13 protein-coding genes are annotated in these 13,779 nt (G+C 64.7%); 10 read left to right on the top strand and 3 right to left on the bottom strand.

Translation table 11 applies throughout. The annotated features are described in order from the left end of the window. Positions 1–10: 10 nt before the first annotated feature. The 3 genes from icmH to tssJ form a co-directional block, all read right to left on the bottom strand. Positions 11–805, bottom strand: coding sequence for a type IVB secretion system protein IcmH/DotU (icmH, locus tag IMX13_RS17225; RefSeq protein WP_181452092.1), 795 nt, complete (start codon positions 803–805; stop codon positions 11–13). Next, entirely contained in the window at positions 802–2,136 is a 1,335-nt protein-coding gene (gene tssK / locus IMX13_RS17220) for a type VI secretion system baseplate subunit TssK (protein WP_053517623.1), read from the bottom strand. Before tssK ends, icmH begins: the two co-directional genes overlap by 4 nt. A 215-nt stretch (positions 2,137–2,351) precedes the next feature. Further along, complete coding sequence (gene tssJ / locus IMX13_RS17215; RefSeq protein WP_053517622.1) at positions 2,352–2,975, bottom strand: type VI secretion system lipoprotein TssJ; 624 nt, start codon at positions 2,973–2,975, stop codon at positions 2,352–2,354. Positions 2,976–3,228: 253 nt separating this feature from the next. Here tssJ and IMX13_RS17210 point away from each other — a divergent pair, with 253 nt between their 5' ends. The 10 genes from IMX13_RS17210 to IMX13_RS17165 all read left to right on the top strand — a co-directional run. Then, the gene (locus IMX13_RS17210) at positions 3,229–3,834 is read left to right on the top strand and encodes a tetratricopeptide repeat protein (protein WP_227255495.1); all 606 of its coding nucleotides are present in this window, start codon (positions 3,229–3,231) and stop codon (positions 3,832–3,834) included. Between the two features lie 30 nt (positions 3,835–3,864). Beyond that, complete coding sequence (tssB, locus tag IMX13_RS17205; RefSeq protein ID WP_053517620.1) at positions 3,865–4,365, top strand: type VI secretion system contractile sheath small subunit; 501 nt, start codon at positions 3,865–3,867, stop codon at positions 4,363–4,365. A gap of 3 nt (positions 4,366–4,368) precedes the next feature. Next, complete coding sequence (tssC, locus tag IMX13_RS17200; RefSeq protein WP_053517619.1) at positions 4,369–5,859, top strand: type VI secretion system contractile sheath large subunit; 1,491 nt, start codon at positions 4,369–4,371, stop codon at positions 5,857–5,859. Between the two features lie 146 nt (positions 5,860–6,005). Further along, on the top strand, positions 6,006–6,503 hold the full coding sequence (locus tag IMX13_RS17195; RefSeq protein ID WP_006465355.1) for a type VI secretion system tube protein Hcp: 498 nt from the start codon (positions 6,006–6,008) through the stop codon (positions 6,501–6,503). A 126-nt stretch (positions 6,504–6,629) separates the two neighbouring features. Continuing rightward, entirely contained in the window at positions 6,630–7,118 is a 489-nt protein-coding gene (gene tssE / locus IMX13_RS17190; RefSeq protein ID WP_180877011.1) for a type VI secretion system baseplate subunit TssE, read from the top strand. Next, complete coding sequence (tssF, locus tag IMX13_RS17185) at positions 7,118–8,953, top strand: type VI secretion system baseplate subunit TssF (RefSeq protein WP_053520395.1); 1,836 nt, start codon at positions 7,118–7,120, stop codon at positions 8,951–8,953. Before tssE ends, tssF begins: the two co-directional genes overlap by 1 nt. Beyond that, on the top strand, positions 8,917–10,008 hold the full coding sequence (gene tssG, locus IMX13_RS17180) for a type VI secretion system baseplate subunit TssG (protein ID WP_193396806.1): 1,092 nt from the start codon (positions 8,917–8,919) through the stop codon (positions 10,006–10,008). The genes tssF and tssG overlap by 37 nt, the downstream gene beginning before the upstream one ends. Before the next feature lie 66 nt (positions 10,009–10,074). Beyond that, on the top strand, positions 10,075–12,828 hold the full coding sequence (gene tssH / locus IMX13_RS17175; protein ID WP_193396805.1) for a type VI secretion system ATPase TssH: 2,754 nt from the start codon (positions 10,075–10,077) through the stop codon (positions 12,826–12,828). A gap of 22 nt (positions 12,829–12,850) precedes the next feature. Continuing rightward, positions 12,851–13,201, top strand: a complete 351-nt coding sequence (locus IMX13_RS17170; protein WP_053520392.1) for a hypothetical protein — start codon at positions 12,851–12,853, stop codon at positions 13,199–13,201. Between the two features lie 121 nt (positions 13,202–13,322). Further along, positions 13,323–13,779: contractile injection system protein, VgrG/Pvc8 family (locus IMX13_RS17165; RefSeq protein ID WP_264464702.1), on the top strand; the 457-nt coding region annotated here is incomplete at its 3' end.

Genomic DNA, 13,779 nt, shown 5'->3' with positions numbered 1-13,779 from the left:
ATCGTCAGGCTCATGGGAGGGTGATCGTAATGTGGGCGGTGCGCTCAGGCATCTGCACCACGTCGTTGTAGGCGGCCAGCTGCTGACGGGTTTCGTGTCCAAGGTAGGCGCGCATGCCGAAGAACGCGACGATGCCGAAGCAGCCGACAACCACGGCCGGCAGCCACAGCGGCACGACCCGGCGCAGGCCATGGCGCACGTTGTCGGGCGGCAGCGCGTGCGGGGCGAAGCCGTGGCGCTTGCCCTTCAGGTAGACGATCTCGTCACCCAGGCGCGCGGTCAGATAGCCCAGCTTCTCGGTGCCTTCGATACGGTACTTGCCCTCGAAGCCCATCAGCAGGCAGTAGTGATAGACCTCCAGCGACGGCAGGCGCGCCGCGCCCTGGCGGCGCAGTTCTTCCAGCCGATCGAAGAAGTGCTCGCCGGCGAGGTGCTCGCCGAACAGGCGCAACTGCAGCGGATTGCGTTCCCAGGTTTCGTGCAGCGGCGACGGCTGCGACAGGATCGCCTCATCCACCGCGGCGCAGAACGCGTACTTGGCGGCGTAGACATCTTCGGACGCCACGCCAAGCCGCATCGCGTTGCGTTCGACGCCATCGAGGAACTTCTGCACCGTCTGCACGAAGCCCTCTGCGTCGTGCGGCAACTGGCCACGCTTGAGCAGAAGCAGCAGGTAGAAGCCGTCGGACATCAGATCCTGCAGGCTCTGCGGATTGGCCGCCTGCGGCGTCGGATTGACCATCGCGCCATTGGCGGTCAGCGACGGCATCGGGCCCGGGGTCGGGGGCAGGGGGGAATTCATCATGAGGTCACCGCCACAAGTTCCATCTTCAGCTCGGCAATGCCGGCCGGCACATAGATCATCACCGACTGCGCCTTGAGCATGCGCTCATACAGCGCACCGCGCGAATCAAATTCGAAGTAATGGCTGCCCGGGCGCACCGGGATCGCTGCCGGCACCTGCGCGGCGTGGGTAAGCTTCACGCCTGGCAGTGCGGACAGCACGCACTTCTCGACGTCGTCCGGCGCGCCGACCTTGAAGCGCACCGGGACGCTCTGGATCAGCTCCTGCGCCGGCAGCGAGGCGGAGACGGACAGGTAGAACGAGGCGTTCCCGTCGATCCGCTGCGAGTCCAGCCGACCGAGGTGGTAGGACGGCTTGACCTCGTTCAGCGCGATCTTGAAGTAGCGCGTGGAGATCACCGTATCCAGCAGTGCCCGCACGATCTCCAGCAGCTTGCGGAACGAAGCTTCCGGCTGGTCGTGGCGGTACACCGGCAGGTCGCCCAGCTGGTAGGCGTTGGAGAAGGTCAGCAGTGCGCCCGCCATGCGCAGCAGTTCCTGGTGCAGGCGCTCGGGATGCAGCTGCGGATGATGCAGCAGATGGGCCAGCGCGCTGAAGGAACTGTTGATCGTATGCAGCAGCCAGAACGACGCGATGTCGCCCGAGCGGAATTCGATGATGTTCTGCGACGTCTGCCGATGCAGCCCGTACAGCGCATCGACCTTGGCCTGCAGCGCATCGAGCACCGCACGCAGTTCACGATGCAGGAACGGCGAGGCCTGCAGCTGCGCGCAGGGCGGGATGAACTCATCGTCCAGCTCGAAGCCGCCGCTGGAGGTGCGGCGCACACGCGCCACCGGCACGGTGGCATAGGCATCACGGGGCTGGTCGTCGGTAAGCAGCTTCACCGCCTTGCTCAGGTAGGCCAGTTCGGCCTCCACCGCATCGGTGAACAGGTCCTGCGTATCGCGGTTTGCCTGCCGATAGCGCGCAAGCACCGTGCCTTCCGCATCGGTGCAGTTGGCGCCGTCATCGCGCAGCAGCGGAAGTGCCAGGTAGATCACCGTGGACTGCACGCCAGGCGGCAGATCCTGCAGCGACACCGCGTCCGGCAGGCTGTCGTGGGCGGGGGCATCGTAGGTTTCGCCATCGGGAAACACCGCCGACAGATCGAGCGGCCTCAACGTGCCGCCGGACAAGGCATGGGGGTCGAAACGCACGCGGCGCGCGCCCCACGCGTACGGGTGCAGCGTCTGCGAAAGATCCTGCAGCCGTGCCTCGTGATACGCGTCCTGGCGCTGGAAATGCTGGGGCCGCAGGAACAGCCCTTCACCCCAGAGAACCTTCGACATCCTGCTTACATAAGCCACATTCAATCCTTGGAAATACCTTGAAAGGTTGCCCCTTGGGGGCCGGTTCCGCCGTCCTCGCGTTCCGCTGCGGCGAAGGCCCTGCCTTGCAATGTGAAAGTGTGAATCACATCGCACATTGATTGCGGCGGGGCAAACGTTGCGCGGAAGATACTATCGCATTGCGGCAATTTGAGTGCCAGAATTCCGACGCGGTCCTATTTCGCGCCTGCACAGCGGATCGAGGCAAGACTGCCCGGATCGCCGGAAAGTCGTGTGAGCAGGGCCTTGCTGTCGCTGGTCAGGGCACAGGCGTGGACACCGATGGTCACACCGTCCTGCGGCAGGGTCTTGCCCTTGGTGTCGAACGCGAGCCGCCAGCGGTTCTCGGCGGGGGCGCGGAACAGGGCGACCACGCCCAGCACTGCACTTCCTTCACTCAGCTGCTCGGACAATTCCTGCCGGGCCCCGGGGGTCAGCACCACCTCATTGACCGACAGCAGGTCGGCACCGAGGGCGGCCTGCTCTCCGGCCTGGTCCAGGAATGCGTTGAAGGGCGCCTGTTCGAACCGTTGCAGGCTGCGCAGGTGGTAGACCTTGACCACCGCCGCGCTCGCCCGCTTGTCGTTGCCGGCATTGAGGTTGGTGCCGGCATACAGGCGCAATGGGACGGTCGGTGGCGCTTTCGGCTTTTCCTCGCGGATGCCGACGGCCTGCAGCGTCTTGTCCATCGCTTTCCCGAGCTTGCTGTCGCTGGCGCAACCGGCAAGGGAACCCGAAACAATGAAGGAGAAAATCGTGACGGATATCACGCGGCGAAATGAGGAGAGTTGCGCATTCATCTGGAGTCGGCGGGCTCGAAGGGCGGGGTGAAAGTCACGTATGCAACGGATTTCGCTCGCGGATATCACATTGGAATGTGAAGAATGTGTCTATCAAAACCGCCACATTCTTGACGAAATTCACTATACCGATGCGTATTCGCGAATGTACACTGCCGCCGACAGGGGCAGGAATCCCGTGCGGTGTATCGGCGGCGATTCGGCTTCCTTTAGGAACTAATTTCGACGAGGGATCACTATGGAAGTGAAGGCAATGGGGAAGGCTGTCTACCGGCCGATGTTCGCGCTGATGTTGCTGTCGGGCCTGGCGGCCTGCTCATCGGCACCGAAGAAGGCCGAGGTCGTGCCGTTCGAAACGACGCTGAGCAATGCCGAAGCACAGGTCACCACCGGTGGCGCGGATGCCGCCATCAGCGCATTCGAGGAAGCGGCGAAGGCCGATCCGACGCGCAAGGAGCCGTGGGTGCGCATCGCTCAGCTGCAGTTCGACCAGGGCCAGTATGCCCGCGCCATTGTGGCTGCCGAGGAAGTGCTGCAGCGCGATCCCAGCGATCTGGTCGCCGATGGCGTGATCACGGTGGCCGGTTTCCGCATTGCCAACCAGTCGCTGACCCGCCTGCAGGGGCGCGGCGCGCTGGCTTCCGATACTGCCCGCAAGGAAGCGCAGACCCTGGCTACCACCCTGCGCAACACCATGGGTGATGCCATTCTCGATCCGGCGCCCAAGCCGAAGCCGCGCAGCCGCGCCCGTGCCGGCCGTGCCGCCGCGCCCGCCGCTGCCGCACAGCCCGCTGCACAGCCGGCCAAGCCCGCTGCCCGCTCGAACAACTCCGATCCGTTCCAGAACATCGGCAACTGATCCGGACCCGGCCCCAGTCAGGAGACACACATGGCCAAGAAGGAAAGCATCCAGAAGCGGCTGCAGAAGATCCGCCCGCCGCGCGTCCAGCTCACCTACGATGTCGAGAAGGGTGACGCGATCGAGCAGAAGGAACTGCCGTTCGTGGTCGGCGTGATGGGCGATTTCAGCGGCAACCCGGAGCAGCCGCTGCCCAAGGTCAAGGATCGCAAGTTCGTCAGCGTCGACATGGACAACTTCGACGAAGTGATGGAAGGCATCGCCCCGCGTGCGGTCTATCGCGTGCCGAACAAGATCAGCGACGAAGGCGGCGAATTCGGCGTCGAGCTGAAGTTCAACTCCATCGATGACTTCCGTCCCGAGGCGGTGGTCCAGCAGATCGAGCCGTTGCGGCGCCTGCTCGAGTCGCGCACCAAGCTCGCCGACCTGCGCAACAAGCTGGCCGGCAACGAGAAGCTGGAAGACCTGCTGACCGATGTGCTCAACAACACCGAGCAGCTGAAGAAGCTCGGCGTGACCAAGGAGGACTGACCGATGTCAGCCGAAGCCAGCCCGTTGGCCACGCAGGCCGCCGTTGCCGAAGACGTCGGCCTGCTCGACCAGATCGTCGAGAAGAGCAAGGTCGCCAAGTCGAAGACCGAGCATGACCGCGCCAAGGACATCATCGCCGCGCTGGCGAAGGAAGTCCTGGACGGCACCGTGGTCGTCTCCGACAACCTCAACCTCACCCTCGATGCGCGCATCGCCGAGATCGACCGGATCATCTCCGAGCAGCTCAGCGCCGTCATGCATGCCGAACCGTTCCAGAAGCTGGAAGGCAGCTGGCGAGGCCTGCATTACCTGTGCCAGCAGACCTCCACCGGCCCGAACATGAAGATCAAGGTCTTCAATTCGCCGCAGAAGGATCTGGTGAAGGATTTCAAGTCGGCCATCGACTTCGACCAGAGCGCGCTGTTCAAGAAGGTCTACGAAGAAGAGTTCGGCACCTTCGGTGGCGCGCCGTTCGGCGCACTGATCGGCGACTACTTCCTCGGCCGCCAGCCGGAGGACATGTACTTCATCGAGCAGATGTCGCACGTGGCTGCCGCCGCGCACGCGCCGTTCATTTCGGCAGCGAGTGAAGGCATGTTCGGCCTGGAAACCTTCACCGATCTGGGCAAGCCGCGCGACCTGGCCAAGGTGTTCGACACGGTCGAGTACGCGAAGTGGAAGTCGTTCCGCGAGAGTGAGGACAGCCGCTATGTCGGTCTGACCATGCCGCGCTTCCTCGGCCGTCTGCCCTACAACCCGAAGGATGGCACCACCGTCGAAGGCTTCAACTTCGTCGAGGAGATCGAAGCGGCCGACCACAGCAAGTTCCTGTGGTGCAACACCGCCTATGCGATGGGTGCGCGCCTGACCCAGGCCTTCGAGAACTTCGGCTGGTGCGCGGCAATCCGTGGCGTGGAAGGTGGCGGCCTGGTCGAGGACCTGCCGACCCATACCTTCCGCACCGATGATGGCGAAGTCGCGCTGAAGTGCCCGACGGAAGTGGCCATCACCGACCGTCGTGAAAAGGAACTCAGTGACCTCGGCTTCATGCCGCTGGTGCACTGCAAGAACACCGACTACGCCGCGTTCTTCGGCGCACAGTCGGCACAGAAGCCGAAGAAGTACAATACCGATTCGGCCAACGCCAACGCGATCCTGTCTGCCCAGCTGCAGTACATTTTCGCGGTGTCGCGCATCGCCCATTACCTCAAGGCGATGATGCGCGAGAAGATCGGCAGCTTCGCATCGGCGGGCAACGTCGAGGAATTCCTGAACCGGTGGATCGCCCAGTACGTGCTGCTGGACGACAACGCATCGCAGGAAGCCAAGGCCCAGTTCCCGTTGCGCGAGGCATCTGTGCAGGTTTCGGAGGTGCCGGGCAAGCCTGGTGTCTACCGCGCGGTGGCCTTCATCAGGCCGCATTTCCAGCTCGATGAGCTGTCTGTTTCGTTGCGTCTGGTCGCCGAACTGCCGGCGTCCGCGAAAAAGTCGTAACGGTTTGCTGTAACTGAAGCGTCCAGGGGGGTCCGCTCCCCGGATTGCAGTGACGCTTATTTCAAGAGGGCGCAGCCCCCCTTAACCGCCAGGCCCCCGCCTGGCACATCAAATCTCACGGAAGAACGGAATTTAGGAGACCAGATATGCAGCACGCTTTCCTCTCGATTGACACCATCAAGGGCGAGTCGCACGACGACAAGCACAAGGACTGGATTGAAATCCAGTCGTTCTCGCAGGACCTGTTGCAGCCGCGTTCGGCCACCGCGTCGACCTCCGGCGGCACCACCGCTGCCCGCGTGAACCTGTCCCCGATCGAAATCACCAAGTCGATCGACCTCGCCTCCACGGCCCTGAACCAGGCCGCCTCCAACGGCACCACCTTCCCGAAGGCGCAGATCCAGTTCATGCGCGCCGACAAGGACGGCAACGCGATCAATTACTACACGGTCGAGCTGCTGAACGTGCTGGTCCACCGCGTCACCACGACGGTGGACAAGGAAGGCATGCCGCAGGAAGTTGTTCAGCTGAGCTTCGGCGCCATCAAGTGGACTTACCAGCAGCAGAAGCCGGAAGGCGGCGTTGGTGGCAAGACCGTGGCGCAGTGGAGCGCAACCAAGAACATCCCGAACTACACCGTGTGATGTTGTGTCACTGCGATGGCGCCTCGTGCGCCATCGCAGTCTGATCGTCGGGCAGGGCCAGGAACGGCCCTGTCTCTGCCGCACCGCTGCCGCCCGCACGGATGCCGAACCTGAGTAGATCGACCAATGAAGGGACTCGAACCCAGCCTGCTGGAAAAACTGTTCGACGACGCCCCCAAGCAGCCGGGCGCCGGGCCGGTATTCAAGTCCGTCTCGCTGGAGCAGTACAAGGAATCCATTGCCCGTGACCTGGAAGGGCTGCTGAATTCGCGCGCCGCGTTCCAGGAAGGCGACATGAAGGAGTTCCCCAACTGCCGGCAGTCGCTGCTGACCTACGGGCTGGCCGATTTCTCCGCGATGAGCCTGGCCAACGCCTATGATCGCGCCGCCATCTGCCGCTCCCTGGAGCAGGCCGTGGCGCGCCACGAGCGCCGGCTCCGCAACGTCAACGTGCACCTAGACGCCGGCAATCAGTTTGCCGGCGGCCTGCACTTCACCATCCATGCGCTGTTGGATCTGGAACCGGCGCGCGAGCCGGTCAGCTTCGACGCGATGCTGCAGCCCTCGACCCTGCAGTACCAGGTCACCCGCGCACGTCGCACGCAGGCCGGCTGATGCAGGACCTGCTTCCTTATTACGAACGCGAACTGGCCTATCTCCGTCGTTACGGACGCGAGTTCGCCGAGCGTTACCCGAAGATTGCCGGCCGCCTGCAACTGTCCGCGGAGGGCAGCCAGGACCCGCATGTCGAGCGGCTGATCGAAGCGTTCGCGCTGCTCAGTGCCCGCGTTTCCAAGCGCATCGAGGACGACTATCCCGAGTTCACCGACGCGCTGCTGGATGTGCTCTATCCACATTACCTGCGCCCATTCCCGTCGTGCTCGATCGCCCACTTCGACATGGAAGGGGTAGCCTCCAAACTGAGCGCGCCGGTGCGCGTACCCCGCGGTACCGCCCTGCAGAGCCGCCCCGTGCGTGGCGTTCCGTGTGATTTCCGCACCGCCTACGACGTGGTCCTGGCACCGGTCGGGGTACAGCAGGTGGTGTACCGCAGTGTCGCCGATGCACCGATGGCCACGACGCTGCCGGCGGGCACCGGCGGCCAGATCTCGCTGGGCTTCCAGCTGCTGTCCGATCAGCTCGGCTTCGGCCAGCTGGGCACCGATCAGCTTCGCCTGTTCCTGGATGGCGAGCCGTCGGTGCGGGCCGCTCTGCGCGATGCGCTGATGCTCGGGGTAAAGGCGGCCTATGTCGAATCCGATGGCGATGGCCGCTGGCGACGCCTGGAAAAGGTCCCGCTGAGCCCGGTGGGCTTTGCCGAGGATGAGGCGCTGATCGACTTCCCGGCGCGCTCGCATCCGGCGTACCGGCTGCTGACCGAGCTGTTCGCCTATCCGGAGAAGTTCGGATTCGTCGATCTGCACCTGCCCACAGTGACCGCCGGCGCCAGCCGTCGTTTCACGCTTCACCTGGTGCTGCATGCGCAGGGCCAGGACCGGGGCAACACGATGGTGCTGGAGGAGCTGGGAACGCACAACGTGCGCCTGGGCTGCACCCCCATCGTCAACCTGTTCAGGACCAGTGGCGAGCCGATCCGCGTCACCCATCGCACGGTCAACTATCCGGTGCTGGCCGACGCGCGTCGCGCCTTCGCCTACGAGGTGCACTCGATCGACTCGGTGCACCGCATCCGGCAGACACCGCAGGGCGAACTGATCCAGGCCTTCCGTCCGTTCTACTCGCTGCATCACGGTGAAGATCCGGAGCGGACCGGTCAGTACTGGGTGGCACGTCGTGATGAGGATGTCGCACGGCAGAGCCCCGGTTTCGAGACGGAGATCAGCTTCGTTGACCTGTCATTCAATCCGGTACTTCCGCAGACCGACACGGTCAGCCTGGAGCTGACCTGCAGCAACCGCGATCTGCCCAACCAGCTTGCCTTCGGTGTGGCCGGTGGTGACCTGAACATCGAGGGCGGCAGCCCGGCCAGGGCGATCAGCCTGCTGCGCAAGCCGACCAAACCGCTGCGTTTCCGCCATGGCCGCAATGCGCAGTGGCGCCTGATCTCGCACCTGTCGTTGAACCAGCTGTCACTGACCGCCAGCGGCCTGCCAGCGCTGAAGGAGATGCTGCGCCTGTACGACCTGTCTGGCAGCAATGTTTCCGCTCGCCAGATCGACGGCATCCTTGAGCTGCAGCAGACCCCGACCACCACCTGGATGCATGGTCGCCAGTTCGCTTCGGTGGTGCGTGGCCTGGAGATCCGCCTGACGATCAATGAAGCCCACTTCGTGGGTACCGGTGTGGCCGCCTTTGCCCAGGTGATGGACCACTTCTTCGCACTTTACGTGCATGCCAACAGCTTTACCCGTCTGGTGCTGGTTTCCGGCGACAGCGGGGAGGAGATCGTCCGATGCCCAGCGCGCAGCGGCGAATCGATCCTGGCGTAGCCCAGCAGCTGCTCACCGAGCCCCACCGCTTCCAGTTCTTCCAGGCGGTGCGGTTGCTTGAGCAGGTGTTCCAGCGGCAAGGCGTCAAGCCCGGCCAGGCCGTGCCGATGCGCGTGCGCTTCCGCAACTCGCTGTCGCTGGGCTTCCCGGCCACCGAGTTGTCCGCGGAGGGTGAGGTCTACTCGCTGAAAGGCGAGCGGCTGGAGGGGCGCGAGGCCATCGAGCAGGCGCTGCACGGCGAGGAACTGGCCGAGGTCCACCTGACTCCGCAGTTCATGGGCCTGCTGGGCACCGCTGGCGCATTGCCGCTGCATTACACCGAGACCCTGCAGCTGCGCGAGTTGTACCAGCGCGACCGCACCGCGCGCGCGTTCCTGGACATCTTCTCCACACGCTCCGTATCGCTGCACTACGCGGCGTGGAAGAAGCATCGGCTGGCGCTGCAGTACGAACTGGATCGCCGCGAGCGCTTCCTGCCGCTGGTGCTCTCGCTGCTCGGCATGGGCATGAGCGAGCTGCGCGATCGCCTGCACGAGGGCGAGGGCGAGATCTTCGATCAGGCCGTTGCCTATTACGCCGGTGCCGTGCGCCAGCGCCCCGTATCGGCCGTGCTGATGCAGCGCATCCTGTCGGACTATTTCCAGGTGCCGTTGCACCTGGAGCAGTTTGTCGGCGCGTGGTACCGGGTGCCCGCCGGTCAGGCAACGCGGCTGGGCCAAGCTAATGCGGTGCTGGGGGCGAGTGCCCTGGCTGGCGATCGCGTCTGGCAGCGAGACCTGCGCATGCGACTGCGTATCGGGCCGCTGCGGCGCGATCAGTTCGACGCCTTCCTGCCGGGTGGCAGTGCGGCCGAAGCCCTGTCCAAGTGGTTGTCGTTGTTGACCGGCGGCGTTCTCGAGTACGAAGTGCGGCTGGTGCTGCGCGCCGAGGATGTGCAGGGCAGCGCCCTCGGCAGCGGCGGCGGCGCTCGGCTGGGCTGGGACAGCTACATGTGCACCCAGGCGCAGACCACATCGCGTGAGGACACCACCTATGGCATCCACACGCTGCAATGACAACCCGCCGCAGGCGTCCGTGCCTGCGGTCCTCGAACGGTTCCAGCAAGGAGTGCGTGTTTCCGCATGAGCATCAACCTCAAGACCCTGATCAGCAAGCTGGACGACACCTGCCGCCAGGCGGCCGAGCGGGCCGCGAACCTGTGCATGGCCCGCGGCAACTATGAGGTGGACCTGGAGCATCTGTTCCTGGCCCTGCTCGAGCAGCCGCAGAGCGATTTCGTGTTGATTGCCCGTCGCAGCGGCATCCTGCCGGAATCGCTGGAGCGTGATCTCAACGATGAGATCAGTCAGTTCAAGACCGGCAACGGCCGCACGCCGGTGTTTTCCCAGCACATTCCCAAGCTGTTCGAGCACGCCTGGCTGATCGCCTCGCTGGACTCGGAAACTACCCGCATCCGTAGCGGCCATCTGCTGCTGGCGCTGCTGACCGAGCCGGACCTGGCGCAGTTGGCCTACCGTGGCTCGAAGCTGTTCGTGCGTTTCAAGCGCGAAGAGCTCAAGCACGACTTCGCCAAGCTCACCGAGGGCTCGCAGGAGGCGGTGCAGACCGTCCGCTTCGCCGATGCCTCGGCGAAGGAAGAGGGCGGTGAGGGCGAGGAAGCCGTATCCGGCGAGGCCAAGGGTGGGTTGTCCAAGACGCCGGCCCTGGACCAGTTCACCACCAACCTGACCCAGCGCGCCCGTGAGGGCAAGATCGACCCGGTGATCGGCCGTGATGGCGAGATCCGCCAGGTGATCGACATCCTGATGCGTCGCCGCCAGAACAACCCGATCCTCACCGGCGAAGCCGGCGTGGGCAAGACCGCCGTGGTCGAAGGTCTCGCCCGGCGCATTGCCGACAAGGACGTGCCGGAGGTGTTGCAGGGTGTCGAGCTGCACACGCTGGACATGGGGCTGCTGCAAGCGGGTGCCAGCGTCAAGGGCGAGTTCGAGAACCGCCTGAAGAACGTGATCGACGAGGTCAAGAAGAGCCCGCATCCGATCATCCTGTTCATCGATGAAGCGCATACGATGATCGGTGCCGGGGGCACCGCCGGCCAGAACGATGCGGCGAACCTGCTCAAGCCGGCGCTGGCCCGCGGTGAGCTGCGCACGATCGCGGCGACCACCTGGAGCGAGTACAAGAAGTACTTCGAGAAGGACGCGGCGCTGGCCCGCCGCTTCCAGGTGGTCAAGGTTGAAGAGCCCAGTGAAGTGCTGGCCGCAGCGATGCTGCGCGGCATGGTCGGGTTGATGGAGTCGCACTTCAACATCCGCGTGCTGGACGAAGCGGTGACCGAAGCCGTGCGTCTGTCGCACCGTTACATCAGTGGTCGCCAGCTGCCGGACAAGGCTGTCAGCGTCCTAGATACCGCCTGCGCGAAGGTCGCGCTTGGACAGAGCGCCACGCCTGCGATCATCGAAGACACCCGCAAGCACCTGGATCGCCTGCAGGCGGAAATCAGCGCGCTGCAGCGCGAAACCGCAGGGGGCAGTGCACAGCACAGCGAGCGCCTGGACGAGCTGCATGCCCAGCAGGCGGAAGCGCAGGCGGTGCTGGCCAGCAATGAGGAGCGCCTCACCCGCGAGCGCGAACTGGCAAGCCGCATTGCCGCCCTGCGCCAGCAGATGGAGCAGGGCCAGGCCCAGGCGGCCGATGGCGAAGCGCCCAGCGATGACGGTGAGGGCGACGTCGCCGTGGCCAAGCCGGCCGCCAAGCGCGGCAAGGCTAAGCCAGAACTGTCGCCGCAGCACGCTGAACTGGCGCGACTGCAGGCCGAGCTGCGCGAGCTGCAGGGCGAGACGCCGATGGTACCGCTGCAGGTTGACGGAACCGTGGTCGCGGAGATCGTGTCGGCATGGACCGGCGTGCCGCTGGGCCGCATGGTCAAGGACGAGATCCGTACCGTGCGCACGCTCGGAAACCTGCTGGTCGAGCGCGTGATCGGACAGGACCACGCGCTGGATGCGATCGCTCAGCGCGTGCGCACCGCCACGGCCAAACTGGAAGACCCGAATAAGCCACGCGGTGTCTTCATGTTCGTCGGCCCCTCCGGTGTCGGCAAGACCGAGACCGCGCTGGCGTTGGCTGACATCCTCTATGGTGGTGAGCGCAAGTTGATCACCATCAACATGAGCGAATACCAGGAAGCGCACAGCGTGTCCGGGCTGAAAGGCTCGCCGCCGGGCTACGTCGGTTACGGCGAAGGCGGCGTGCTGACCGAAGCCGTGCGCCGCAACCCTTACAGCGTGGTGCTGCTTGACGAGGTGGAGAAAGCCCATCCCGACGTGCTGGAGATGTTCTTCCAGGTGTTCGACAAGGGCGTGATGGATGATGCGGAAGGCCGCGAAATCGACTTCCGCAATACCCTCATCATCCTGACCTCCAACATCGGCTCCTCGCAGATCATGCAGGCCTGCCTGAACAAGCCGGCCGAGGAGATTCCGGCGGCCGACGCGCTCGCCGACGCGCTGCGCCCGGTGCTGATGCGCAGCTTCAAGCCGGCCTTCCTCGGCCGCCTCAAGGTCGTACCGTACTACCCGATCAACGATGACGTGCTTGCGCGGATCATCACGCTCAAGCTCGGTCGCATCCGCGACCGCGTCATTGCCAACCACAAGGCCACCTTCAGCTGGGACGACAGTCTGGTGGAGGCCGTGCTTGCGCGTTGCACCGAAGTGGACTCAGGTGCCCGCAACGTTGACCACATCCTCAATGGAACCTTGCTGCCGGAAATCGCCGAGAGCGTGCTGGCGGCGATGGCCGAGGGGAACCGGATCAACGCCATCAAGGTCACCGCCGGCAAGAAGGGTGACTTCAAATACAAAGTGTCTTGACACTGAGCAAATGGAGAAGGCAATGGAATTCTATGGATTCGACCGCGAAGCGGCTCTCAACCACTGTGACAGCCTGGAACTCGGCCTTGGCCGTGAGCTGGACCGTGTGCGTGCCTGGAACCGGCTGCGCCCCGAACATGTGATCGAGCTGCTGGAGACCGCGGTGCCCGCTGCCCGCCAGGATGCCCGCAACGTGGCCGCGCAGATCAGCCGCGGTTCCTGGCGCATCCACATGGATGCCCCGGTCGTGGGCAAGCCGCAGCTGGTGAGCAACGTGCGCGAACTGCAGATCACGGCCGGTGGACGCGATTACCGCCTGAAGATCAGCGAAGGCGTCCGCCTGCAGCTGGAAGAAATCGTCCAGGCCGCCTGATGATCGTGTGAGCTTGTCGCCCCGCACAGGGGCGCAGGCCACGCGGAAGCGGGAACCGGAGGAAGCCGATGCGCACGCCGCATGCAGACCACCTTGAAGCACGGGAAGTCGGGGAATCACCATGGACCTGGTAAACAACCTGCGGGCAGCGCTGGCCGGCCCATCGCATGCACAGCGCTTCCTGCGGCTGCACACCTCGCTGGGGAGCGAAGTGCTGGTAGCCGAAACGCTGGATGGCGTCGAACAGATCGACGGCATCGGTTTCCAGTGGACGATCACGGCGCTGTCGCTGGATGCGGGCCTGCCGCTGGGCCCGCTGATCGGGCAGGGCGCGCTGCTGCAGATGCAGCAGGCCGACGGCAGCCTGCGGCCCTTGCATGGACGCATCACCGCCGCCGAGCGGCTGGGCAGCAATGGCGGCCTGGCGCGCTACCGGCTGCGCCTGCAGCCGTGGCTGGCGTTCCTGTCGCAGCGGGTGGACAGCTATGTGTTCCACGACAGGACGGTCGTGGAGATCGTCGAGGACATCTTCGCCGACTACGGTGGTCTGGCCCCGGCCTGGCGCTGGTCGCTGGCCG

This window comes from Stenotrophomonas sp. B2 (genome assembly GCF_014947095.1).
GTDB classification, from domain to species: domain Bacteria; phylum Pseudomonadota; class Gammaproteobacteria; order Xanthomonadales; family Xanthomonadaceae; genus Stenotrophomonas; species Stenotrophomonas maltophilia_P.
This window is presented reverse-complemented; position numbering and strand designations above follow the sequence as displayed.

Bases quoted from the DNA above. Each gene is read 5' to 3' on its own strand.
- icmH (WP_181452092.1), bottom strand. From the start codon at position 805: ATGATGAATTCCCCCCTGCCCCCGACCCCGGGCCCGATGCCGTCGCTG.
- tssK (WP_053517623.1), bottom strand. From the start codon at position 2,136: ATGTCGAAGGTTCTCTGGGGTGAAGGGCTGTTCCTGCGGCCCCAGCAT.
- tssJ (WP_053517622.1), bottom strand. From the start codon at position 2,975: ATGAATGCGCAACTCTCCTCATTTCGCCGCGTGATATCCGTCACGATT.
- IMX13_RS17210 (WP_227255495.1), top strand. From the start codon at position 3,229: ATGGGGAAGGCTGTCTACCGGCCGATGTTCGCGCTGATGTTGCTGTCG.
- tssB (WP_053517620.1), top strand. From the start codon at position 3,865: ATGGCCAAGAAGGAAAGCATCCAGAAGCGGCTGCAGAAGATCCGCCCG.
- tssC (WP_053517619.1), top strand. From the start codon at position 4,369: ATGTCAGCCGAAGCCAGCCCGTTGGCCACGCAGGCCGCCGTTGCCGAA.
- IMX13_RS17195 (WP_006465355.1), top strand. From the start codon at position 6,006: ATGCAGCACGCTTTCCTCTCGATTGACACCATCAAGGGCGAGTCGCAC.
- tssE (WP_180877011.1), top strand. From the start codon at position 6,630: ATGAAGGGACTCGAACCCAGCCTGCTGGAAAAACTGTTCGACGACGCC.
- tssF (WP_053520395.1), top strand. From the start codon at position 7,118: ATGCAGGACCTGCTTCCTTATTACGAACGCGAACTGGCCTATCTCCGT.
- tssG (WP_193396806.1), top strand. From the start codon at position 8,917: ATGCCCAGCGCGCAGCGGCGAATCGATCCTGGCGTAGCCCAGCAGCTG.
- tssH (WP_193396805.1), top strand. From the start codon at position 10,075: ATGAGCATCAACCTCAAGACCCTGATCAGCAAGCTGGACGACACCTGC.
- IMX13_RS17170 (WP_053520392.1), top strand. From the start codon at position 12,851: ATGGAATTCTATGGATTCGACCGCGAAGCGGCTCTCAACCACTGTGAC.